The sequence below is a fragment of the Sinomonas terricola genome (assembly GCF_034931225.1).
Lineage (GTDB): Bacteria > Actinomycetota > Actinomycetes > Actinomycetales > Micrococcaceae > Sinomonas > Sinomonas terricola.
Genome location: NZ_JAYGGQ010000022.1, coordinates 1 through 21,409, shown reverse-complemented (window position 1 = coordinate 21,409; position 21,409 = coordinate 1). Strand labels below are relative to the sequence as shown.

The following is a 21,409-nucleotide window of genomic DNA, read 5'->3' as shown; positions in this document are numbered from 1 at the left end:
CCCTCACGGCCTGCGCCTGAGCGCTTCGAGCCGGGCCTTGTACTCGGCCTCGTCGATTTCTCCGCGGGCGAAGCGCTGGCCGAGGATCCGCTCCGGGTCATCCGGCGAGGGGCCCGCCGGCGGGTAGTATCCGCCTCCGCCCCAGCCACCCCTGGCCCCGCGGACGAGAACGACGATGAGTGCCGCCACGCCGCCCCAGAACAAGAGCATCACGATGCCCATGGCCACCCAGCCCCAGACGCCCCACGTGCCGTAGCCGTACATCATCTCGTTCTCCTCCCTTGTCCCGGAGTTTCGGCCCTCGGCCAGGCCATTGGACAGGGCCGTTGGACCCGGAATCGGCCGCTGGGACTCCGGTCGAGGCTCCGCGGGCCGTTGATCATCCGTTCACTTCACGGCGTCCCGCTTCCCATGGGCGGCGACGCCGACGGCGGTCGGAGCGCCCGGACCAGCGGAGCCTTGCCCAACGCGGTGCGGGGGATCTCCTCGACCACCATCCATCGCACCGCCGTTTCTCCGGCTCCCGCCCTCTCGAGGGCTTGCTCTAGCTCGCGGCCGAGAGCGACCAGAGCGACATCCGGCGGCGGGCCAGCGAGCAGGACGGTCAGGCCGTCCGCTTCTTGCCGAACCTGCCATCCGGTGGCCCCGGCGGTGTCGAGGATCGCGTGGAAGACGTTCGGATGGACCTCTGCCGTTCCGGATGGGCCGGGCAGGTGCAGGACGTCTTCGAGGCGCCCCACGACACCGCTGACCTGGACAAAGCGCCGGCCGCACGGGCACTCCCTGCCGTCGACGGAGAGCTGGTCGGTCAGCTCGTAGCGGATCAGCGGGATGGTCCGGGAGAAGAGGACGGTGACCAGGAGCTTCGCCGCGACGGTCCCGGGAGGAACGGGCGAACCCGAGGCGTCGACGGGTTCGAGGACGAGAAGGTCCTCGTAGAGATGGCGGTTCTTGTAGCGGCATGGGGAGGCCACCCCCGCTGTCTCGGTCGCGGCGTAGACGTCGAGAGGCGCCGACCCCCAGGCCTCTTCCATCTCCTTCGCCGCCGAGGGGGCGAGCACCTCGGAGGCGGAGACAACGCGCTGCGGCCGGATCGCGAGCCGGCCGGCCTGCTGCTCTGCCGCGAGGGGGCGCAGCGCCGAGGCGTAGCCCACGAGCAGGCGCGGCTGGAACCGGTTCAGGGCTGCGACCGTCTCGGCGCGCGGGGCCGTCGCGTCGAGCCTGAGCGTGGGCACGAACCGCGAGTCCAGAGTCGCTCCGACCACTGCGGACTGGTGGGTGGGCAGGCGTGAACTGACGACGGCGACGCTCAGCGGGCGCGTCAGCCCCGCCGGCACCTCGGCCCAGTCGTTCGCCCGGGCGTAGGAGGCGAGGACGGTGGACCATTCGCGACGGTCCCAGACGAAAACGCCCCGGCGCCCAGTCGTGCCGGCGGTCTGGGCGGCCCACCAGCGGCCCCGCCACGGCTGTCCCGGATCGCCTTCGCTCCGGACGAGCTCGCTCAGGTGGGCCTCGACGTCGGCCAGGCGAACCTGTGGGTCCGTGACGACATCGTCGAAGCTCTCCATCAGCTGTGCCTTCGTCACCGGTGGCAGCTCCGTGAGCGGAGCGCCCTGAAGGCCCGCATGGTGGCGCCGGTAGAAGGCGGACCGGGCATACGCATAGCCGCGGAGGACAGCGAGTGCCCGATCCTGGTGGTCACGGATCTGCGGTTCGCCCCAATGGTCGCGTCGCCTCCACAGCGCACGCGTGCCGAGCAGCGAGGCAAGCATTCGGAGGTCCATGGCTCTCCCTATGGCCCGTCTGAATCCACGGCAGGCTCCTCTCTTCAGACCGCGCGCGCTTCAGGCGCCGCAGAATGCATCGGGCAGTTCAGGTCGTGGTCTCCGGGCTCGACGGCGGTCAGCCGCCCGTCCTCGATGGTGATGACTCTCTTGGCGGCGTCGCGCAGCCGCAGGTCGTGGCTGACGATGATGACAGCCCGGTTCTCCCGGCACGCGATCTCGCACAGCAGGAGCGTGACCTCACGCCCTGTCCGGCCGTCCAGATTCGCGGTCGGCTCGTCGGCCAGAACCAGCGCGGGGCCGTTGGCTAGGGCGCGGGCGACGGCGACCCTCTGCTTCTCACCGCCGGAAAGGTCCCGCGGGAGGCTGCGCAGGCGGTGCCCGAGTCCGAGCTTCTCCAGGGCCCGTCTCGCCTCGGCCTTGGCTTGGCGGCGTGGGATCCCTGCGGTCACGAGCGGGAGCATCACGTTCTCCTCGGCGGTCAGGGCCGAAAGCAGGTTGAAGGTCTGGAACACGAACCCGAACTCGTGCAGCCGCAAATCCGCGAGCTGCCGGCCGCCGAGGTGGGAAACGTCGCGCCCGCCGATGAAGATCTGACCTTCGCTGGGGCGCATGAGCGTTCCGATCATCGACAGGAGCGTGGTCTTCCCCGATCCGGAGGGCCCGATCACGAGCACGATGTCTCCGGGGTCGACGTCGAGCGAGACACCATCGACTGCTCGGACTGCCGTATGGCCCGTCCCGAAAGTCTTGCCGAGGTTCTGCACGCTCAGGACTCTCATGCCCTGAACACCTCCGCGGGATCGATCCGGGCCAGGCGGTGTGCGGGCAGCAAGGCCGCTGCCACTGCCATGGCGAGGGTGACGGCGAAGATCCAGCCGTAGTCCGTCCAGCGCAGCTCGGTGATGAACTCAGGCACGAAGCCTCCGGCCACGGCACTCACCCCGGCGGAGAGCAGCGCCCCGATCGCGTACCCCGCGACCGCAGCCGCGAGGGCCTGCTCCACGACCACGCCGTAGAGCTGGGAATTGCGGATGCCAATGGCCTTGAGGACACCGTACTCACGGGCCTTCTCGATGGTGGACGTGAAGATCGTCAGCCCGATCACCGTCATGCCGACCGCAATCCCGATCACTAGCAGGACCAGGATGATCGGCAGGAAGGTGTCGGTGATGATGCTCGTGTTGTTCTGGACGAACCTCTCCTTGGAGATCGCCTCCACCCCGGGGATCGCGTTGATCCGGTCCGCCACGGCGCCGAGCGAGGCGTCCGGCTTGAGGGCGACGAGGAAGAAGTTGGTGTCTCCGGGAAGCTGGAGGATGGCTTGGGCATCGGCCGGGGCGGTGAAGGCGAAGGAGGTGGCCAGGACGTAGCCTCCCTCCGAGAAGCCAGCAACTCTCAGCGGGTGCCCCGCGAGGTCAAGGCTGTCGCCGATGCGGATGCCCTCGCTGCGGGCCACCACCCGGTCGACAATGATCTCGCCCTGGGACGGCACAGCCTTGCCCTCGACGACGCGGGCCGGGGCGCCGACGTCGTTCTGGCTGTCGTAGGCGATGACGTACAGGTTGACGTCCTTGCCGTCGTGCTCGAAAACCCCGCGCCGGCCGCTGAACGGCTTGGCGCTGGCCACCCCGTCCAGGCCGGCGAGCTCAGGCTGGAGGCTGAGCGGCAGGACCGAAGGGGTGTGGAACATGTCCGCAGCCCCGCGCTGGGCGACCCAGTAGTCGGCCGGTACCGTGCGGATGTATCCCGCGGCGTTGTCCGACCAGCCCTGGTACAGGCCTTGGATGCTCATGATCAGCAGCACGCTGAAGGCGACCCCGCCGATGCTGATGAGAAGACGCGTCTTCTCCTGGATCAGGTTCTTCACTGCGAGCAGCAGCATGGCCACCCTCCCGTCGGCCCGGGCACGCGCTTCCGTCCGACCGGAACTTCGCCGGCACGCGCGGTGTGATCGGCCCCGAACTCGGCCATGGCACGAATTTATCGCGGCCCATCATCGCCCCGGCAGAGCCCTTGGACCCGAAGGATACCGGCCAGCAAGGCCGAGGCCACGGGCCTCATCTAGGGGCGGCTAGCGGCCGTTCCCGCTTCCGTTGCCGCTGCTGTTCCCGTTCCCGTTCCCGTGCGAGCCAGCCTGCCCCGCGGCCTTCGCGGCTATTGCGAACGGCGCCGGCGCAAGCGACTTCGGCAGCCCGAGCCACTGGCTCACCTCGCGCGCGAGCTTGCCCGTCGCGTCGGTCGTGGCCGAGTTGGCGAGCGTCCCGACGCCCCCGAGCACTCCGCTGCCCTGCTGCGCACCGCCTTGCGAGGCGTTGCCCTGCACCGCGTTGCGGCTTCCCGCCGCCGAGTGGCCCTGCGCGTTCGACGCCCCGCGCCCGGGGTTGCCAGCCTGCTGGCCGGGCGGGGTGCCCTGTCCGGCACCTGGCTGGCCGCCGTCGCCCCGCTGATCAGCGTCGGCCGGCACGGCGGAGGCGTCGTCGTCGGCCTGGGGCTCCGGATCCGCGGCGGTCGGCGCGGGCTGGGGGCGACCATCGACGACGGCGCCGCACCCTGCGCTCGCGCACGCGGCGGCCGTCTGACTCGCCATGGCGGCCTGCAATGCGTGTGGTGCCTCGGCGCCGTCGTCGGTCGGCCGGGCGCTCGGTGCGGCGGCCGCGAGCGCGACGACGGCGGCACTCGCCGAAGCGCTTGACCGCGCGGCCTCGACCGCGGCGCCGTAAGAATGCAGGGGTCCGTTGATGCTCGCTTGGAGTGCGCTCACTCCGCAGAACGTCAGCACGGCGGTGCCACCGATGACAGCGGGGAACTGCCACAACCGTTTGATCACTGTTCAGCCTTGAGTGCGCGCGTACGTCGAACGGCCGAACAGCCGTCACGCGAGAACTCTACTGAGCAACGTTTGTGACTGTCTATGCCTTTCCGATCCGCGATATCTCGCGGAATATCCATGTCGGATGTTCTTCAAATTGACATGTCTAAATCCCTGCTATCCTTGGCCGAAAGTCCACCGGCGAAACCCCAAGGACGGCGTCATGGACATGGAGGAGCTGCGAGGTCAGGCGGCCGCTGCTTTTCGCGCCCTCGACGTCCCGGACGAGCTCACGCTCGACGCCCTCCGGACGCTCCTCGAAGAAGACCGCGGCAAGGAGATCATCGTCCGCCCGGTCGAACGGCTCGGGCGGGACAAGGTCTCCGGGCTCTGGTTCTCCCTCCCCCATGCCGACCTCATCCTCCACGCGGACACGGCCTCGCCGCTGCACCGCGAGCAGATCATCCTCCACGAATTCGCGCACATGGTCCTCGACCACGAGCGCCTCATGGGGGACGAGACGCATCTCGCCTCGCTCCTCCCGGACCTGAACCCGAGCATGGTGAGCCGCTGCCTCGCGCGGTGCCAACGGCAGTCCGAGCCCGAGATCGTTGCCGAATCGCTCGCCGACCTCTTCGCGGACGCGATCGCCAGGACGCGCCGGGCCGGGCGCGTCGAGCCGCTCAACTTCCGGGGGGTCTTCGGATGAGCATCCTCGTGGCCTCGATCCTCGCCGTCTGGCTCCTCGTGCTGTCCCGGCTCGGCCCGTGCATCCGGCACCGCGGGGATCTCGTGTTCTTCGTGGCCCTCCCTGCCGCCCTCGCGGCGACGATCAACCATCCCGCGGTCTTCCGCGTTGTTGACACCGCACTGGGCTTCCCGGGCGTCTCGAGCCTCCTGAGCGGCACGCTCATCATGCTCGCGTTCGGCCTCTTCCGGTCCGCGATCGTCAAGGCGGTCGTGGCAGCGGACAAGCAAGAGGCCGTGCTGCGCCGCGGGCTCCTGCAGACGACGGCGGCGATCACCGTCTTCTGCGTCGCGTTCGGCTGCGCGGCGATCGAGGGAGCCGTCTCGGCGTCGCTCTCGCCGGACCGCACGTCGATCGATCCGGCGTCGCAGAGCGACATCGGGGTATTCGTGTTCATGTCGACGCTGTGCATCTATATGATCGCCGTCTCGATCGAAGTCGCGCTCGTGTGCGTCAAGTACCTCCCGCGCATGGCGTCGGCGCTGTTCCGGGTGGGCTTCGGGGCCGTCGCGATCGGCTGCACAGTCGCGGTCGCGGCGCTTGTCGCGAAGCTGCTGCGGCAGATCATCGTCCTGACGTACGTCGGCCTTGACTATGAGTCCTTCCTCCAAGGCACGTTTGACGCACTTCAGGCCCTCTGCGCCCTGTTCATCGCGTTCGGCCTCATGTTGCCTGCAATGTCGGGCCGCGTGACGGCGTGGCAGGTGTACGAACGGTACCGTCTCCTGCGCCTCCACCGGCTCTGGCGGCGAACGGTGGTGGCGAACGTCGTCATAGACTCGGTGTCCATACCTCTCAAGGGAGTGATCAGCAGAAATCCCCGGGCGCGGCTGCACCGGGCTCTCGTGGAGATCTTGGACAGCGACCTCGCTGCCGGGGGAACTCTGCTGAATTCGTCGGATTCGAAGCTTGTCAAGAAGTCGGAGGGAGCACTCTATGCCTGACCAGTTGCCCCAGAGGCCCGAAGGCATTCTGGCAGAGCGTCTCAACACGCTCTTGGATGTCGTCGAAGCCGAAGGCGGCCACCGTTACACCTTCCCGGACATCAAGAAGGCCGTCGAGGACCGCGGCCTGCACATCTCGCGCCAGCGGTGGCACTACATGCGGGCCGGAACCGGGCCCATGACGCCGGACACGAACCTGCTCGAGGCCCTCGCCGACTTCTTCGGGGTGCCCGCAGCGTTCCTCACGGAGGCGGAGGCCAAGACGCCCGAGCGCGTGGCCGCGCAACTCGATCTCCTCCGCGCCATGCGCGAAGCCGAGGTCAGGAGCTTCGCCGCCCGGACTCTCACGAGCGATCTCTCCCCCGAGACGCTGCGCGAGATCAGGGACATCATCGACGAGACGCTCACCCGGCAGTCGCGGGAGGCCCGCGACGCCGGGTGAGCGTCACCCGAGGGCAGTCCCGGGTCACGCCTGAGGCGCGCCCTCGGCAGGCTGGCCCGCGATGTTGACGAGCCACGCGACGCCGAACTTGTCGACGAGCATGCCGAAGGTATCGCCCCACATCGCCTTCTCGAGCGGCATCGTGACGGTCGCGCCATCGCTGAGCCTGTCCCAGTAGCCACGGAGCTCGGCCTCGTCGTCGCCGCTCAGGGAGATCGAGAAGTTCGTGCCCGGCCGGAACTCCATACGGGAGGGCGTGTCGGAGCCCATGAGCGTCAGGCCGTTCGGGGCCGTGAGCTGGGAGTGCATCACGAGCGGGCCCTCGGACGGATCCTGCGCGGCGTGGAAATCGTCGAACGTGGAGACGGTCAGCTCGCCGCCGAGCACCGACTTGTAGAACTCCATCGCCTCGCGGGCGTTGTCCTTGAAGCTGAGGTACGGGTTGAGAATCGTGGGCATGGCAGTTCCCTCCTGGTCGTTGGTGGCGCCGGGATCTCCGACTCACTCGGAGCCTACGTTCGGGGACCGACAGAACACCATAGCCCGGGGGCACGCTTCGGGCCCTACAGGTCGTTGCCCGCGTAGGAGAGGTTGAAGCTCTTGTTGGCGAGCGGGAAGTCCGGAACGATCGTGTCCGCCATCGCCACGGGCAAGGCGGGCCAGTTCATGAAGCTCGGGTCCACGATCTTGACGCGCGAGGTACGCGCCTCGCCGTCGTCGAGCGCGATCTCGACCCGATGCACGATCGTGCCACGCCATCCCTCGGCGATGCCCACGCCGGAGCGCAGCCCCGAGGGGAGGGCCACATCGGCCAGGAGCTGGCGGGCGGGCCCCCCGAGGTATCCCCCGAGCGCACGCACCGATTCGATGGCGAAGCGCACGGACGCGGCAACTTCCTCGGCGCGGACGCTGAACCGCGCGAGCACGTCCCCACCTGTGTGCGCGTGCTGGATCCGCGGGAGGACGACGCCGGGGACGGGGTGCCCGTGGCGCGCGTCGGCGTCGAGCCCGCTCGCCCGAGCGACGTAGCCGAGCGTGCCGAGGTCCCGCGCCTGCTCGTAGGTGAGCACCGCGGTGCCCGTGAAGCGGTCGCGGACAATGCTCTGCCCGAGCGCAAGGCTCGCGATCTCGGCGGCGTCCTCGCCGATGGCTGCGAGTTCGTCCACGTCGGGGAGCCGCCGGACCAGCACACCGCCCGGGTGGATCCCCCCGCGCAGGAGGCGATGCCCCGTCATGCTGTCGTTGAGCCGGAGCATCCGCTCGCGGAGACGCTGGGCGTGGGCGTTGAGGATCGCGTGGCCCACGTCGTTGCACAGCGCACCGAGGTCGGCAACGTGGTTGTGGATGCGTTCGAGCTCGAGGAGGAGGGCCCGAAGGAGGCGGTCCTCGGCCCGCACGGGCACGCCGAGGGCGTCTTCGACGGCGGTGGAGTACGCGAGCGCGTGCCCGACGGCGGTGTCACCGCTCACGCGTTCGGCGTATTCCACGCCGTCGTGCGGCGGGAGCCCTTCGAACAGCTTCTCGATGCCCCGGTGCACGAACCAGAGCCTTGCCTTGAGGTTGAGGACCGTCTCGCCCACGACGGAGAACCGGAAGTGGCCCGGCTCGATCATGCCCGCGTGCACGGGGCCGACCGGGATCTCATAGACCCCGGAACCCTCGACCGTGCGGAACGGGTACGGGTCGGCGACGACGGGAAACTCCGAGGGATCCCCGGAATCACTGCGCATCGGGTACCAGCCCTGCGGCCAGTGCGCGTGGCGGACCATCCGCCGCGGCAGCGGATGCCCGTCGGGGACGAGCCCAAAGAGGTCGCGCATCTCGCGCTCGAAGCGCCCTGCCGTGAACGAGATGCCCGCGAGGCTGGGCACGTGGGGGCGGTCGCGGTCGAGGTGCACGGACAGCTCGACGCGGCGGTCCGGGTCCGGGGCGGTGAAGAGGTAGACGGCGCGCAGCCCGCCGGCTGGGCCGTCGTCGTGCCCCGCGACGAGCGCCACGCGGTAGCCATCGCCGAGGAGGCCCGCCGCCGTGCCCGCGAGCTGCTCGGGCCCGACGACGGCGCCGGTGCGGCGGTGCCCGATGGGCTCGCCGGGCTGTGGCCCGGCAGGCGCCTGTTCGGGGGTGTGCTCGGAGGTCATGGCGCTCCCGTCAGGCTCTGGGCGGCGGCATCGAGGACCGCGGCGAGCGGGCCCGCGGTCACGCCGAGCGCGGAGCACACGACGAGGCCGAGGAGGAGCGGCATGGCCGCGAGCCGCCGCGGGAGGGCGGGTTCCGGCTCGGGGCCGGACGGGCTGGGCGGGCCGGACGGCTCATCCGCCGCACTCGGGCGTGCAAACAGCATGCGGCTCGTGTGCACCACGAGGGCCGCGGCGATGACGAGGACAAGCACGAGCGCGGGCACTGCCGCCCATCCGAGGCCCGTCGCGAACCCCGCGCGCACGATCCCGAGCTCGCTCGCGAACACGGAGAACGGCGGGAACCCGATGAGGGCGAGCACCCCGACTCCGACGCAGCCGGCCACGATCGGAGCGCGTGCCGCAAGCCCACGAACGGCGTCGATCCGGCTCGTGCCGGTGGTCTGCAGGACCTGCCCGGCGCCGAGGAAGAGGACTCCCTTGACCAGTCCGTGCCCGAGGACGTGCAGGAGCACGGCCGCGGTCCCGAGCGGCCCGCCCGCTGCGGCCCCGAACGCGATGATCCCGAGGTGTTCCATGCTCGAATACGCGAGCATGCGCTTGTAGTCGCGCTGGCGGATCATGAGCGAGGCGGAGACGGCGAGCGTCGCGAGCGCGATCGCGACGAGCAGGGTCCGGGCGAAGCCAACGCCGAGCGCGGCGTCGGAGACCGCCTTGACCCGGAGGACCACGGAGAAGGCGACCGCGAGGAGCACCCCGGACATGAGGGCCGAGACGGGCGCGGGCGCCTGGCCGTGGGCGTCGGGCAGCCACGAATGCAGCGGGGCAAGGCCCGCCTTCGTGCCGAACCCCACAATCATGAGAGCGACGGCGATGCGGGTGACGCCGGGGTCGAGATGCGGGGCCGCGGAGACGAGCTCCACCCAGTCGAGCCCGACGTGGCCGGGCACATGGCTCGCGGCGGAATCGAGCAGGAGGATGCCCAGGAGCGCGACGGCGATGCCCGTCGAGCAGATCACCACGTACTTCCACGCCGCCTCGACCGCCGCACGGCTCCGCCGCTGGCCCACAAGGAACGCCGTCACGATCGTCGTGGCCTCGATAGAGACCCACACCATCCCGACGTTCGCAGCCATGACGGCCCATGCCATGGCGGCGAGGAATAGCTGCACGAGCAGGCTGTGGCGGGCCGCGGTGCGCGGCTCGGCTCGGCCCGCGGCGATCTCGCCGCGGAGCCACGCGGGCGTCGCACTCGCTGCGAGGAGGGCGACGGCGCCGACCACGACGAGCATGAAGGCGGCGAGCGCGTCGACGCGGACGAGTCCGAGGAGGCCCATCCGGGGGCCGTGCTGCAGCACGTCCGCGGCGAGCAACGCGCCGGAGGCGAGCACGAGGGCGGCGCTCACGGTGGCGGTCCACGCCGTCGTCGGCCGCCAGCCGAAGACCACATAGACCGCGGCGCCCACAAGCGGGGCGAGGACGGGTACGAGCAGGATCACGTCGTTCATCAGTCGTGCAGCTCCCGGAGGTCGTCCAGATCGGCCGTGCCGAAGGCCTCGCGCATGCGGTTCGCGAGGACGTAGAGCACGAGCACCGCCATGAGGACGTCGAGCGAGATGCCCAGCTCGACGACGAGGGCCACGCCGGTGGTCGCAAGGAAGCCAACCGCCGTGATGCCGTTGTCCATGAGCAGGAACCCGACGAGCTGCGAGAGCGCATGGCGGCGTGTGACGAGCGCGAAGAAGCCGATGAGCACCACGGCCATGCCGACGGGAATCGCGGTGCTCGCCGCCGAGGGGAAGAGCTCCACGAGGGGCTGCGAGACGGCGTAGGCGATGAGCACGAGGACGGCCGCCGCGAGGAGCGAGGCCGCGACGTTGACGAGCGGGCGCGCCTCGTGCTGCTCGTTCCCCGCGGCCGCGAGGGCGCGGCGGAGAAGCCACGGCAGCACGCCGGCGCGCAGCACGAGGAGGCCGACGGCGATCCCGCCGAGCGTGGGGTCGTTCTCGTGGGCTGCCAGGACGCCGACGAGGAGCGAGAGCGCGAGCCCCTGCACGGCGAAGACCCGCACGATCGCCGTGAGCCGTCGGCGCCAGAGGATGACGACGGCGGTCAGGAGCAGGGCGCCGCCCGCGAGGTCGAGCAGCTGCACGTACAGCGCGTCGCTCATGGCTGCCTCGACAGGAAGAAGGACGCGGCGACGGCGAGCAGCCCGAGGAGGAAGGATCCCGCCAAGAGCTCGGGAACCCGGAAGAGGCGAAGCTTCGCGACGAACACCTCTCCGACGGCCACCGCCGTGCCGAGCACGAGGACCTTCGCCGCGAACACGACCACGCCGACGGCGAGCGGCACGGGGGCGAGCGACGTCGCGATGCCCCACGGCGCGAAAAGGCTCGCGAGCAGGCCGAGGAACACGCTGAGCCGCATGGACGCGGACAGCTCGACGAGCGCGAGGTCCGGCCCCGAGTACTCGAGGACCATGGCCTCGTGGATCATCGTGAGCTCGAGATGGGTCGAGGGGTTGTCGACGGGGAGTCGGCCCGTCTCCGCGACGGTGACCATGAGCAGGGCCACCGCCGCGAGGAGGCTCGCGGGCGAGAGCACCTGCGCGGGGTTCCGGAGCGCCGAGTGGACAATCGAGGCGAGGTTCGTGGACCCGACGGGAACGGACAGGGCGAAGATCGCCATGAGCAGGCTGGGCTCGACGAGGGCGATGATCGTCGTCGCCCGGCTCGCGCCCATGCCCCCGAAGGCCGTCCCCGTATCGAGGCCCGCGAGCGCGAGCGTCGCCGTCCCCATGGCGAGGAGGGCGACGACGGCGAAGAGGTCGGCGCCGGGTCCGAGGGCCGAGGCGTCGGTCACGAAGGGGATCGCCGCGGCCACGACGAGCGTCGACCCGACGAGCACGAGCGGGGTGAATCTGAAGACCTCGCTCGTCCCGGCCGGGACGATCGCCTCCTTTCCGAAGAGCTTGCGGAGGTCGCGCCACGGCTGGGCGACGCCAGCCCCGACGCGCCCCTCGAGCCGGGCCCGGATCTGCCGCATCCATCCGACGAGGAGCGGCGATCCCGCGATGACGAGCGCGGCCTGAAGCACGCCGCCGACGATGCCGAGCGCGCTCACCGGGTCACCGCCAGCGCGACGAGCAGGCCGATGAGCACGAAGAAGCCGTACGCGAGGTACTGGTGGATGCTCCCGCTCGCGAGCCGTCGTCCTGCGCTCCCCCACGCGGAGACGAGCGAGAGGATCGGGCGGTAGAGGCGGCGCTCGATGCGGTCCGGCACCGTCCGCCGGTATTCGACGAGCTCCACGAGGTAGTGGGACTCGTCGGGGTGGGTCACGTCCACGCCAGTTTCCGGGGCGACGACGTTGTCGAACACGCGCTGGAGCGGTTCGGCGAACGAGGTCGCGGTGTATTCCATGCGGGGCGTGAGGGGGCCCGCACCGCAGTCCCACAGCCTCGCGGCGCGGCGCGCGCGGCGGACGGCCAACGACCGGACAGCCAGCGCCCGGACGGCTCCGGCCGCGAGGACGACGGCGACGAGGAGGCCGACGGCGAGGACGAGCGGCGAGAGCGATCCGGCGACGCCCGAGAGCTCGAGGGTCACGGCGCCGTCGACCGTCGTCCCTGCGGCGCCCGTCAGCGAGGCGGCCACGCGCCCGAGCCCCGGAAGCACGAGCGAGGGGAGGCCGGCGAGGATCGCGCACGCCGCGCCCGTGAGGCCCATCGCCACGAGCGCGGTCGCAGGGGCCTCGGTCGCCCGGCCCGCGGCCTCGCTGCGGGGCCTGGCCAGGAATCCGACCCCGAACGCCTTGACGAACGTGGCCACTGAGAGGCCCGCCGTGAGCGCGACCGCGCCCACCGCGACGGGCAGGACGACGGAGCTCGCCACGCCGGAGGCCCCGAGCCCGTGGATGAGGGCCTGGATGAGCAGCCATTCCGAGACGAACGCCGTGCCCGGGGGCAGTGCGGAGGCGGCCAGGGCACCCCAGCCGAACGCCGCCGTCGTTCCCGGCATTCTGGGACGCAGGCCGCCCAGCTCGTCGAGGTCCCGCGTTCCCGTCGCGTCGACCGTGGATCCCGCGGCCTGGAACAGGAGCGCCTTGAAGGCCGAATGGTTGACCGTGTGGAGGAGCGCCGCGACGAGGGCCAGCCCGGCGAGGGCGTGGCTCCCGGACGAGGCGAACAGCCCGGCGGCCCCGACGCCCGCGAGAATGAGCCCCATGTTCTCCGTCGAGGAGAAGCTCAGCAGGCGCAGCAGGTCTGAGCTCATCGCGGCCTGGAGGATCCCGTAGACCGCGGATCCTGCGCCGAGGAGGAGGGCGCCGATCCACCACCAGCGAGCGGTGTCGGACCTGGCGCCGTCGAGGAAGTCGAAGCCGACCCGCACAATCCCGTACACGCCGAGGTTGGCCATGGCCGCGGACATGAGGACCGCGGCGTGGCCGGGCGCCGCCGAATAGGCGCGCGACATCCACCCGTGCAGCGGCAGGATCCCCGACTTCGAGCCGAAGCCGAGGACCGCGAGCACGAACACCGTGCCTCCCACCACGGGCGGCACGCTGCCCGCGCCCGCGCGCAGGGCCGCGAACGAGTCGCCGCCCGCGTGGGCCACGAGGATCATGAGCGCGATCATGATCGCGACGAGGCCGAGGTGCGTCATCACTGCGTACCAGCGGCCCGCCTCGGCGGCGTCCGCGCGGCGGCGGCCCGAGAGCACGAGCAAGAGCGACGTGAGGGCCATGAGCTCCCACAGCGCGAGGAACGAGCCCACCCCGGATGCCATCGGAACGATGAGGAGCGACGACGCGAAGAGCGGCATGACGACGCTTGTGGCGCGCGACCCGCCGTCCCGCCGCGCAGGCCGGATCCCGTAGACGCCGGCTGCCACGGCCGCGCCGCCCGCGACGGCCACGAACAGCCCGCCGAGGGGATCCGCCTCGAGGGAAACCCCGAAGAGCGGGAGCACCCACGGCAGCGACAGCGCGAAGGGCTGGCCGAGCACGGCGGCGGCTCCCGCTGCCGCCCCGGCGGCACCCACAAGGGCCGTGCCGGCTCCGGACACGGCGGCGTGCAAGCGAGAAGGGACGACGACGGCGAGCACCGCGGTCACGACGCTCGCGGCCGCCGCGGCGGCGAGCCCCCCGGCAACGAGGTTCATCGGCCGGTGAGCTTCCTGACCGCGTCCACGATCGCCTCGGGACGCGGCGGGCAGCCGGCCACCTCGACGTCGACCGGGACGAAGTCCGCGACCGCCCCTGCGACGCCGTAGGCCTTCGCGAAGACCCCGCAGTTCCGGGCGCAGTCGCCGACGGCGACGACGAGCTTCGGCGCCGGGACGGCTTCGTAGGTGCGGCGCAGCGGCACGAGCATGTTGCGCGTCACGGGCCCCGTCACCATGAGGGCATCGGCGTGCCGCGGCGAGGCAACGTGCCGCGCGCCGTAGCGTTCGGCGTCGTAGACCGGGCCGAACGCGGCCGCGACCTCGATCTCGCAGCCGTTGCACGATCCCGCATCGACGTGCCGGATCTGCACGGAGCCGCGCAGCCCTGCTGCGGCCGCGGCGGGGTCCGCGACCGGCTTCTCAGGAGCCCGCTCGGCGATGCGGCCGATCCGACGGATCCTCTGCCATAGCTTCAGCAAGGCTGCTCACGCCCCCGCGACCGGGGCGCGCAGGTCATCGAGAATCTCGGCCTGCCCAGAGAGCACGCTCGTCAGGATGAGCCTGGCCACGCGCATGAGCTCCGCGACGTCGGGGCTCGTGACCGAGTAGTAGACGGACGAGCCCTCCTTGCGGGTGGCCACGAGGCCCGCGCGGCGCAGCACGGCGAGATGCTGCGAGAGGTTGGCCGGCTCGATGCCGACCTCGGGAAGCATCTCGGCCACGGCGTGTTCGCGCACGGACAGCAGTTCGAGGACTCGGATCCTCACCGGGTGTCCCAATGTCCTGAAGAACTCGGCCTTGACCTGGTAGAGCGGCCTCGTCATGCCCACCTCCTGAGAACAATCGCAATTTCACATATTAGCAAGTCATTGCAGGTGCACGGGAAACGCGAGGACGCGCCGCGTAGGATCCGACGCATGGAGTTCGTGGTGATGTACCGCCTGCGCGAGGGCGTCGACCGCTCGCGCGCCCTCGAGGTGTTCCCCCGGCACAAGGCGTTCTACGAGGCGTTCCGCGCCGACGGCGGCGGCCTCGTCGCGCTCGGCGCGTTCGGAACCCCGGATCCGGCTGCGAGCTCGATGGGCATCTTCACGTCGCGAGAGGACGCCGAGCGCTTCATCGCGGCCGATCCGTTCGTCACCGAAGGCCTCGCCGAGGGCCGCATCCTCGAGTGGAACGCCGTGCGCTTCGAGTAGCGCGCACAGGGCAGGGTCAGGCGATGAGGAGCCGTTCGAGATGGGCGACGACGACGGCCCGCCTCGGCGAGCGCGGCGGAAGGAGGCGGAGAGCGGTCTGCCAGGCTTCGGCGTCGTTCTCCGCCTCGGGGAGCTGGAGGTAGCTCATGAGGACGTCGACTCCCGCGCTCCCGACAACCGCCTCCCGAAGCGTCGCGGAGAGCTCGTCGCGGAGCTCGGCGATCGCGGGCGCGTCGGAGCGCGGCAGGATCTGCCCCGCGTAGGAGTTGAGCGCGAGGCGGTGCGAGCCGTGCTCGAGCTGGGCGAGCGCGTGGACGGAGTCGACCTCGATCCCCTCCACCCGGTACGGCCGCGAGGAGAAGCGCACACCCGCGCCGAACGCGTCGAGCACCTTGCGCAGCCGCACGAGCTCGGCCCGCAGGGTGACGGCCGGAACGGCCTGCTCATACAGCCGGTCGGCGAGTTCCTCGGCGGTGAGCCCGCGCGGATTGCTCGCGAGGAGCACGAGAATTTCCGAGTGCCTCATCGAGAGGCTCAGCGTACGCTCGCCGCAGCGGAGCACCCCGTGGTCCCTGCCCGTGACGGAAAGAACCGCCGTTCCAACGGACGACGGCGCGCGGCGGCCTGCGCGGGACGCGGCGGCGAGCGCGCGGAGACGCTCCTCGGCCGCGGTCACGGCGGCGCGCACGAGCGGGAGGGCGTACCCCGAGACGGCCGCGTCGCCGCCCGTGATGTCGACGACGCCGATGGGCTGGCCGGAGAACGGGTCCCGGATCGGGACCGCGGTGCACGAGAACGCCTCGACGAGGGGGCTGAAATGCTCTGCGCCGGCGATCTGCACCGCGGCCGCGGTCGCGAGCGCGGTGCCGGGCGCGCTCGTCCCGACGCTCGTCTCGGACCAGTCGGCGCCCTCGAGGAACGCCATGCCCTCCGCGCGTCGCCGGACGGCAGAGTCGCCGTCGATCCACAGGAGCCTGCCGGCCTCGTCGCCGATCGCGACGACCGTCCCCGCGTCCTCCGCGGGCTGAACGAGGAGGTCTCGGATGAGCGGGGTGACGGCGGCGAGACGGTGGGCGTCGCGATAGGCAACGAGGTCGCCCTCGGAGAGGACACTCGAGACGGCCGCGTCCTCGCGCCGCGGGTGCGCCTCGAAGGACCGGCGCCAAGAATCTTCCACGACAGCGCGCAGCGATCCGCGTCTCGCGGCCGTCAGCTGCTGTGCCCGCACGTCCACCCACTCCCTCATGTGTGCCGTGCACCACAGTGTACGCGCCACATCTGGGGGATGCGCGGGCGAAGGTTGCATCGACGTTGCAGCCAGCCCCGCGGAGTCAGACGCTCTTGGTGAGATCCACGACGAGGCCCATCGACGCGCCCTCCCGGACGGCGGCGATGACGCCCTTGACGGCGTCGAGTGATTGGAGCCCCTGGGCGAGGGCGATGACTGTGCCTTCCGCCGAGCGGAGCTGGACCCGATAACAGCGGGCCCCGTCGTTGAGGACTTCGAATCGTGCCGCCACCGCGTGTGCCCCTTCGCCGACCGTGTGGAGTTGTGCTCGCCGGCAGGTCATGCCAGCGTCATTCGTGACCGTACCGTGCGAAAACGCGTACACAACACCCTTACCGGCGGGTACACAGCTCGGGGCCAACATTTTTTCGTACTGTGAATGCGGAATTTATAAACTATTTACAGCGCATGCGGCGTGTCCAATCGAGCCGTGGTGTATGAGTCGACCGGGGGCCGCGGACTGTGACGGGGGCAACATTCCATGTTCACGGAAACGCCTCCGCAGTGCACTCCTTACCGCCCCCACATGCGCAGGAAACCGACCGGTAACAGCGGCGTACAAGACTGTGTGAGGTCGGAACACCACTGACGCATGAAGGAGCCCCGATGACCAGCGAAACCCACCGCCGCATCCGGAAGCTCAGCGAACTCCGCCGCGGGGACCTCATCGAGGCCCGCAGCGGCGTCACTGTCCTCCGGGGGACCGTCTACGACACCGCGCCAGGCATCGGCCTCGTCTGGATCCGGGACGAGGACACCCATTACCGCCGTGCGATCCAAGAGGAAGACTTCTCCCTCTGGCACGTCCAGTCCGACGTGACGTTCAAGGGACGCGACCTCGTCGCGTAGTCCCGTCCCTCAGCCGCCCGCGACGGACTGGATGACGATGATCTCCTGCCCGTCCGCCACGGCGGTATCGAGCCCCTCGCGACGCCGAACATCCTCCCCGTCCACGTACACGTTCACGAAGCGCCGAAGCCGGCCGGTCTCATCCCGGAGCCTCCGCGCCAGGATCGGGTACGGGGCGGCCAGACTGTCGAGGACGGCGCGCACGGAGTCCACTCCGGTCACGGAGAGCTCCGTGTGCCCGCCGGCGACGTCGGCGAGGATCTGAGGCAGCACAACACTCACGCTCCCAGCCATGCGTCAGCCCGCCGTCGTCCGTTCCGCCGCCCCCGCCACCGCGCTCGGATCAGCCCAGCCGTCGAGCACCACGGCCCGCACGCACAGCACGTCCGGAAGGCCCGTCGCGACCGCCACGAAGGATTCGCCCTCATCCGAGCTCGCGAACACTGAGCCCCCGCGCGTCCCGAAGTACACGCCCACCGGCTCTCCCGCGTCGACGCACGCGGCATCGCGGAGCACGGTGTTGAAGTCGACCGCGGGGAGCCCGCCGTCGAAGGCCCGCCAGGTCTCGCCGGCGTCGTCCGTGCGGTGCACCGCGAGGTGCCCGCCAGGGGCGATGCGCTCGAAGTCGGAGACGAGCGGGATGACCCACGCCGTCCCGCCGCGCCGCGGATGCGTGAGCATGACGAACCCGAAGTCCGCCGGCAGGCCGTCCGCGATCGAGACCCATTGCTCGCCCTGGTTGTCGCTCCGGAACACACCCCTGTGGTTCTGCGCGTAGAGGCGTCCGTCCGGGTCCGCCGAGATCTTGTGCACACACTGGCCGATCTCCGGCTCAGGGTCCGGGAGGAAGTACGCCGAGATCCCCTTGCTCGCGCGCTCCCAGCTCGCCCCGCCGTCGCGCGAGCGATACACGCCGCCCGTGCTCATGGCGATGTGCACAAGGCCCGGGTCCCGCGAGTCCGGAACGATCGAGTGCGCGGCCGCCCCGCCATAGCCCGCCCCCCACTCGCCCTTGTCGGGGTGCTCCCAGAGCGCGCGGTTGAGTTCGAAGGTCTCCCCGCCGTCGGTCGACTTCCACACCGAGATGGGCTGCGCGCCAGCCCAGACGACGCCGGGACGGCCTTCAGCGTCGGGGAGGATCTGCCAGATGCGTTCGACGGCGGCGCCGTCGCCTTCGTCGAACGCGATCGACGCGCGGTCCGGCTCGTTCCAGGACGCGCCGAGATCGTCGGAGTGGACAACAGTCGGCCCGAAATGCTCCGAGCGGACGCCGACGAGAAGCCGGGTCCGGCCACCGCGCGTATCGATCCCGATCGCCGGGATCTCCTGCATGAGGAAGTGCGGTTGCGAGACGTCCCACGAGCGACGATCGGTGCTCCTGGCAAGCCACAGGCCCTTCTTGGTGCCGATGGCCAAGAGATAAGCAGGGGTGTCCATGTGCCTATCCGAGCACGAGCAGCTCACGCGGACAAGGCTTCGCACGCCAACGGGACCGCGCACACTCTTGCGCCGGGAGGCGGCTCCCAAATTATTGACAGAATATGCTTGGCAAACTTGCCGCGGCTTCTCTAGGCTGGTGCGCAGGCCTGAGTGCCCCCAAGACTGCCCCGGAGCGCGCATCCCCCAATCGTCGCTCCGGGGCTTCCTTGTGTCCGGGACCTGCCTAAGGGTCAGGCCATTCATCGCGCGCGGGCGAGCTGCTTCCGCCAGTCGGCAGGAACGCGGCTTTCCGGACCCGGCGCCGGCTGCGTGGTGGGATGGTGCGCGGGTGGAGGAAGCAGCGGTCCTTTCACCGCGCGTTCGCCGAGGTAATCCCAGAACCAGAGCTCGCCGGGCTCGAAGCTCTGGATGTACCGGTGCCCCGTGGCCTCGAAGTGTCGGCGGGCATGCTGCGCAAGGGAGTCGTCACAGCACCCGACATGGCCACAGCTGACGCACCGGCGCAGGTGGAACCACCAGCCGCCCACTTCATCGCATTCGACGCATCCTGCGCCCGAAGGCCCCGGGAGGGTCTCGACGGTCAAACCCGCGTCGACCATCAGATCCTCAATCTCTTCCGTCATGGGCACACTTTATGCCGTGGGCGCGGCGACCAGGAACGTTGCGCCTCCACCCCTTCCAGGGCGGGGGCGCAACACCGAGTGGCACTCCTAACGGAGCACGGTAGAGGCTGCGAATGGTGCGGTGATCGCCGGTGCGCCCGTCGCATTGGCTATGCGTGCGAGCCCGTACACGTCCTCGATGAGACCCAGCAGGCCGTAGTGGTTGGTGCTCTGCGAATACTGTCCGGCAAGCACGCTCGCCCCGCTCAGCACGGTCGCGATGTGGTTGTTGCTCGTCCCGTCGTCTTCGTCCCATGTGACGATGAGGAGGGAGTTGTGGGTCGTGGCCCATTGGGCATATCCGTCGAGGTTGGTCTTCAGCCATGCGTCTCCGGTGCCGACCGAGCAGTCGTGCATGTCGTTGCAGCGGTTTGGAACGACCATGGCCACGGTCGGCAGTTGCGTGAAATCCGTCGGGAAGTCGGTGAACGGGTGGCTCACCGTTGCCGGATAGTTGGTCCAGTTCACCCACGGGGCATGGTGGATCACATAGCCGTTGGTGTCTCCGCCGAGATAGCCGCTGTAGGGCAGCCCTTCAGCATAGGCGCCAAAGGACTTCCCCGCGGTGATCAACTGGTGGGCGAGGTTTTCGGTTGTGAATTGGTACGGCGCACCGGTGTTGTCGGTGACGCCTTGGTTGTCCCCGCCGAAGAAGTCGAGGTAGTTCGGCTGGGACGGGTGGGTCTCGGCGTACATTTCTGTCAGGTTTGCGGCTGAACTGGCCAGACTGTTGATGTACGGGGCATCGGCGTTCCCGATAATGCTCTGATACGGCTGGTTTTCGTCGATCACGACGACGATGTGGTCGAAGGCGGGAACGCCAGGCACCGTCGGTGTTGGCGTCGGAGAGGCGGTGGCGCTGGTGGTTGGCGTGGACGTGGCCGGCGCGGTGCTCGTGGAGGTCTCCGTCGGTGTCGGGTTCGCCGTCGCAGGGGGTGTCGTGGGTGCCGGTGCGTACGTCACAACAAGCTGCGGTGGATGGGTCGTCTCGCGGGAGGCCAAGCTGCCCTGCTCACCCGTGGTCGTGGTGAGACGGTAGCTGAATGAGCCTGTGCTAGCGATGGAGGTGACGGGCAAGAGCAAGCTCGCATATGCCACGTCCGGCAGACTTTCGACAGAGCGCCCCAGCTCTATGGATTGCGACGGTGGCTGATCGGCGTAGGTGACAGTCGCCTCGTCCCAATCATTGCCCGACGACTGCACCTCGAGGCTGCCGCTGACCGAATTGTTCGAATAGACTCTCAGGCTCACGCTCGTGACGCTGGCGCCGTCTGGCAGGGAGAGCTGGAATCGCATCAGGACCTGATACGAGTTCTGCGACACCGACATAGACGCGTCGCTCCCGAAGTTGCCGTTCGGGTCATGTTTGGAAACGTATGTGTCTGCAATGGCATTTGCGATCAGAGTCGTCGACTCGGCGGACGCGCTGGCGGAGGCGAAGCCAACTACCGCGAACGCGGCGCCAGTGACGAGTGCGATCACGGGCGCGATGAAGGTCCTCGCATGGGGGAACATTGGTCATTCCTTTGAAACAGTCCCAGATCCCCCCAGCGCAAGAGTTGGGAGCCAAACAGTGCAGCGAGCCCCGGTCCGGGGCAAGAGGTCAGATCCAGCCTGTCGTGTCGAGACGTCGGCGGGCCTTCTGGCGATTGCCAGCGGCACCGTCACACAACAGCAGGGGCGATGCAGATGTTCGAGCAACGCGTCCCAAGGATACACAGGCGGCCAGTCTGTGCTGCCGCCCTACAATTTTCCCTCTCGCAAGACCTGCGTCAAGGGACCCAGCGCACCCGATACGTGAAGCTGGGCTAGAAACCACCGCAGCGCTTGTTCGTGCCCGGCTCGGCCAGTTGTCGTGTTAAGTGTTCGAGGGCCCCACGTCGTCGTGGGGCCCTCGGGTGGTGTTGTCCGGCGGTGTCCTACTCTCCCACACCCTGGCGGGTG

The 21,409-nt window shown here is 69.8% G+C and carries 24 protein-coding genes; 5 read left to right on the top strand and 19 right to left on the bottom strand.

Annotated features, from left to right (window positions below; translation table 11 throughout):
• Positions 1-3: 3 nt before the first annotated feature.
• The 5 genes from SPF06_RS20585 to SPF06_RS20565 all read right to left on the bottom strand — a co-directional run bounded on the left by SPF06_RS20585 (position 4) and on the right by SPF06_RS20565 (position 4,548).
• Positions 4-267, bottom strand: a complete 264-nt coding sequence (locus SPF06_RS20585) for an SHOCT domain-containing protein (protein WP_323281032.1) — start codon at positions 265-267, stop codon at positions 4-6.
• Between the two features lie 125 nt (positions 268-392).
• Positions 393-1,784, bottom strand: coding sequence for a phenylacetate--CoA ligase family protein (locus tag SPF06_RS20580; protein WP_323281031.1), 1,392 nt, complete (start codon positions 1,782-1,784; stop codon positions 393-395).
• A gap of 44 nt (positions 1,785-1,828) precedes the next feature.
• Positions 1,829-2,566: an ABC transporter ATP-binding protein gene (locus SPF06_RS20575; RefSeq protein WP_323281030.1), complete on the bottom strand. Its 738-nt coding sequence runs from the start codon at positions 2,564-2,566 to the stop codon at positions 1,829-1,831.
• Positions 2,563-3,669: an ABC transporter permease gene (locus SPF06_RS20570; protein WP_323281029.1), complete on the bottom strand. Its 1,107-nt coding sequence runs from the start codon at positions 3,667-3,669 to the stop codon at positions 2,563-2,565. The genes SPF06_RS20575 and SPF06_RS20570 overlap by 4 nt, the downstream gene beginning before the upstream one ends.
• A 189-nt stretch (positions 3,670-3,858) precedes the next feature.
• Positions 3,859-4,548 (bottom strand): hypothetical protein, encoded by a 690-nt coding sequence (locus tag SPF06_RS20565; protein ID WP_323281028.1) that lies wholly within the window; start codon positions 4,546-4,548, stop codon positions 3,859-3,861.
• Positions 4,549-4,819: 271 nt separating this feature from the next.
• Here SPF06_RS20565 and SPF06_RS20560 point away from each other — a divergent pair, with 271 nt between their 5' ends.
• From SPF06_RS20560 to SPF06_RS20550, 3 genes are read left to right on the top strand one after another with little or no spacing between them, the layout of a single operon-like run.
• Entirely contained in the window at positions 4,820-5,305 is a 486-nt protein-coding gene (locus SPF06_RS20560) for a hypothetical protein (RefSeq protein WP_323281027.1), read from the top strand.
• The gene (locus SPF06_RS20555) at positions 5,302-6,288 is read left to right on the top strand and encodes a hypothetical protein (protein WP_323281026.1); all 987 of its coding nucleotides are present in this window, start codon (positions 5,302-5,304) and stop codon (positions 6,286-6,288) included. Before SPF06_RS20560 ends, SPF06_RS20555 begins: the two co-directional genes overlap by 4 nt.
• On the top strand, positions 6,281-6,730 hold the full coding sequence (locus tag SPF06_RS20550; protein ID WP_323281025.1) for a hypothetical protein: 450 nt from the start codon (positions 6,281-6,283) through the stop codon (positions 6,728-6,730). Before SPF06_RS20555 ends, SPF06_RS20550 begins: the two co-directional genes overlap by 8 nt.
• A 24-nt stretch (positions 6,731-6,754) precedes the next feature.
• Here SPF06_RS20550 and SPF06_RS20545 read toward each other — a convergent pair whose 3' ends face one another.
• The 8 genes from SPF06_RS20545 to SPF06_RS20510 all read right to left on the bottom strand — a co-directional run bounded on the left by SPF06_RS20545 (position 6,755) and on the right by SPF06_RS20510 (position 14,854).
• Positions 6,755-7,189 carry a VOC family protein gene (locus tag SPF06_RS20545; RefSeq protein ID WP_323281024.1) on the bottom strand — a complete coding sequence of 145 codons (435 nt, stop codon included), beginning with the start codon at positions 7,187-7,189 and terminating at the stop codon, positions 6,755-6,757.
• A gap of 104 nt (positions 7,190-7,293) precedes the next feature.
• Entirely contained in the window at positions 7,294-8,868 is a 1,575-nt protein-coding gene (locus SPF06_RS20540) for a hydrogenase large subunit (protein WP_323281023.1), read from the bottom strand.
• On the bottom strand, positions 8,865-10,373 hold the full coding sequence (locus SPF06_RS20535; RefSeq protein ID WP_323281022.1) for a proton-conducting transporter transmembrane domain-containing protein: 1,509 nt from the start codon (positions 10,371-10,373) through the stop codon (positions 8,865-8,867). Before SPF06_RS20535 ends, SPF06_RS20540 begins: the two co-directional genes overlap by 4 nt.
• Positions 10,373-11,035 carry a hypothetical protein gene (locus tag SPF06_RS20530; RefSeq protein ID WP_323281021.1) on the bottom strand — a complete coding sequence of 221 codons (663 nt, stop codon included), beginning with the start codon at positions 11,033-11,035 and terminating at the stop codon, positions 10,373-10,375. Before SPF06_RS20530 ends, SPF06_RS20535 begins: the two co-directional genes overlap by 1 nt.
• The gene (locus SPF06_RS20525; protein ID WP_323281020.1) at positions 11,032-11,988 is read right to left on the bottom strand and encodes a respiratory chain complex I subunit 1 family protein; all 957 of its coding nucleotides are present in this window, start codon (positions 11,986-11,988) and stop codon (positions 11,032-11,034) included. The genes SPF06_RS20530 and SPF06_RS20525 overlap by 4 nt, the downstream gene beginning before the upstream one ends.
• Positions 11,985-14,027, bottom strand: coding sequence for a proton-conducting transporter transmembrane domain-containing protein (locus SPF06_RS20520; RefSeq protein WP_323281019.1), 2,043 nt, complete (start codon positions 14,025-14,027; stop codon positions 11,985-11,987). The genes SPF06_RS20525 and SPF06_RS20520 overlap by 4 nt, the downstream gene beginning before the upstream one ends.
• Entirely contained in the window at positions 14,024-14,509 is a 486-nt protein-coding gene (locus SPF06_RS20515) for an NADH-quinone oxidoreductase subunit B family protein (protein WP_323281018.1), read from the bottom strand. The genes SPF06_RS20520 and SPF06_RS20515 overlap by 4 nt, the downstream gene beginning before the upstream one ends.
• Before the next feature lie 6 nt (positions 14,510-14,515).
• Complete coding sequence (locus SPF06_RS20510) at positions 14,516-14,854, bottom strand: ArsR/SmtB family transcription factor (protein ID WP_323281017.1); 339 nt, start codon at positions 14,852-14,854, stop codon at positions 14,516-14,518.
• 93 nt (positions 14,855-14,947) lie between these two features.
• Here SPF06_RS20510 and SPF06_RS20505 point away from each other — a divergent pair, with 93 nt between their 5' ends.
• On the top strand, positions 14,948-15,226 hold the full coding sequence (locus tag SPF06_RS20505; protein WP_323281016.1) for a YciI family protein: 279 nt from the start codon (positions 14,948-14,950) through the stop codon (positions 15,224-15,226).
• A 16-nt stretch (positions 15,227-15,242) separates the two neighbouring features.
• Here SPF06_RS20505 and SPF06_RS20500 read toward each other — a convergent pair whose 3' ends face one another.
• Both SPF06_RS20500 and SPF06_RS20495 read right to left on the bottom strand, forming a co-directional pair.
• Complete coding sequence (locus SPF06_RS20500) at positions 15,243-16,472, bottom strand: helix-turn-helix domain-containing protein (RefSeq protein ID WP_323281015.1); 1,230 nt, start codon at positions 16,470-16,472, stop codon at positions 15,243-15,245.
• Between the two features lie 85 nt (positions 16,473-16,557).
• Entirely contained in the window at positions 16,558-16,746 is a 189-nt protein-coding gene (locus SPF06_RS20495) for a YegP family protein (RefSeq protein WP_323281014.1), read from the bottom strand.
• 374 nt (positions 16,747-17,120) lie between these two features.
• On the opposite strand from SPF06_RS20495, the gene SPF06_RS20490 reads away from it, so the two are divergent.
• Positions 17,121-17,363, top strand: coding sequence for a hypothetical protein (locus SPF06_RS20490; RefSeq protein ID WP_323281013.1), 243 nt, complete (start codon positions 17,121-17,123; stop codon positions 17,361-17,363).
• A gap of 9 nt (positions 17,364-17,372) precedes the next feature.
• On the opposite strand, the gene SPF06_RS20485 is transcribed toward SPF06_RS20490, so the two are convergent.
• The 4 genes from SPF06_RS20485 to SPF06_RS20470 all read right to left on the bottom strand — a co-directional run bounded on the left by SPF06_RS20485 (position 17,373) and on the right by SPF06_RS20470 (position 20,980).
• Positions 17,373-17,657 carry a MoaD/ThiS family protein gene (locus tag SPF06_RS20485; RefSeq protein ID WP_323281012.1) on the bottom strand — a complete coding sequence of 95 codons (285 nt, stop codon included), beginning with the start codon at positions 17,655-17,657 and terminating at the stop codon, positions 17,373-17,375.
• A 3-nt stretch (positions 17,658-17,660) separates the two neighbouring features.
• Positions 17,661-18,800, bottom strand: coding sequence for a WD40/YVTN/BNR-like repeat-containing protein (locus SPF06_RS20480; RefSeq protein ID WP_323281011.1), 1,140 nt, complete (start codon positions 18,798-18,800; stop codon positions 17,661-17,663).
• Between the two features lie 242 nt (positions 18,801-19,042).
• The gene (locus SPF06_RS20475) at positions 19,043-19,402 is read right to left on the bottom strand and encodes a UBP-type zinc finger domain-containing protein (RefSeq protein WP_323281066.1); all 360 of its coding nucleotides are present in this window, start codon (positions 19,400-19,402) and stop codon (positions 19,043-19,045) included.
• 111 nt (positions 19,403-19,513) lie between these two features.
• The gene (locus SPF06_RS20470) at positions 19,514-20,980 is read right to left on the bottom strand and encodes an alkaline phosphatase family protein (RefSeq protein WP_323281010.1); all 1,467 of its coding nucleotides are present in this window, start codon (positions 20,978-20,980) and stop codon (positions 19,514-19,516) included.
• Positions 20,981-21,409 lie beyond the last annotated feature (429 nt).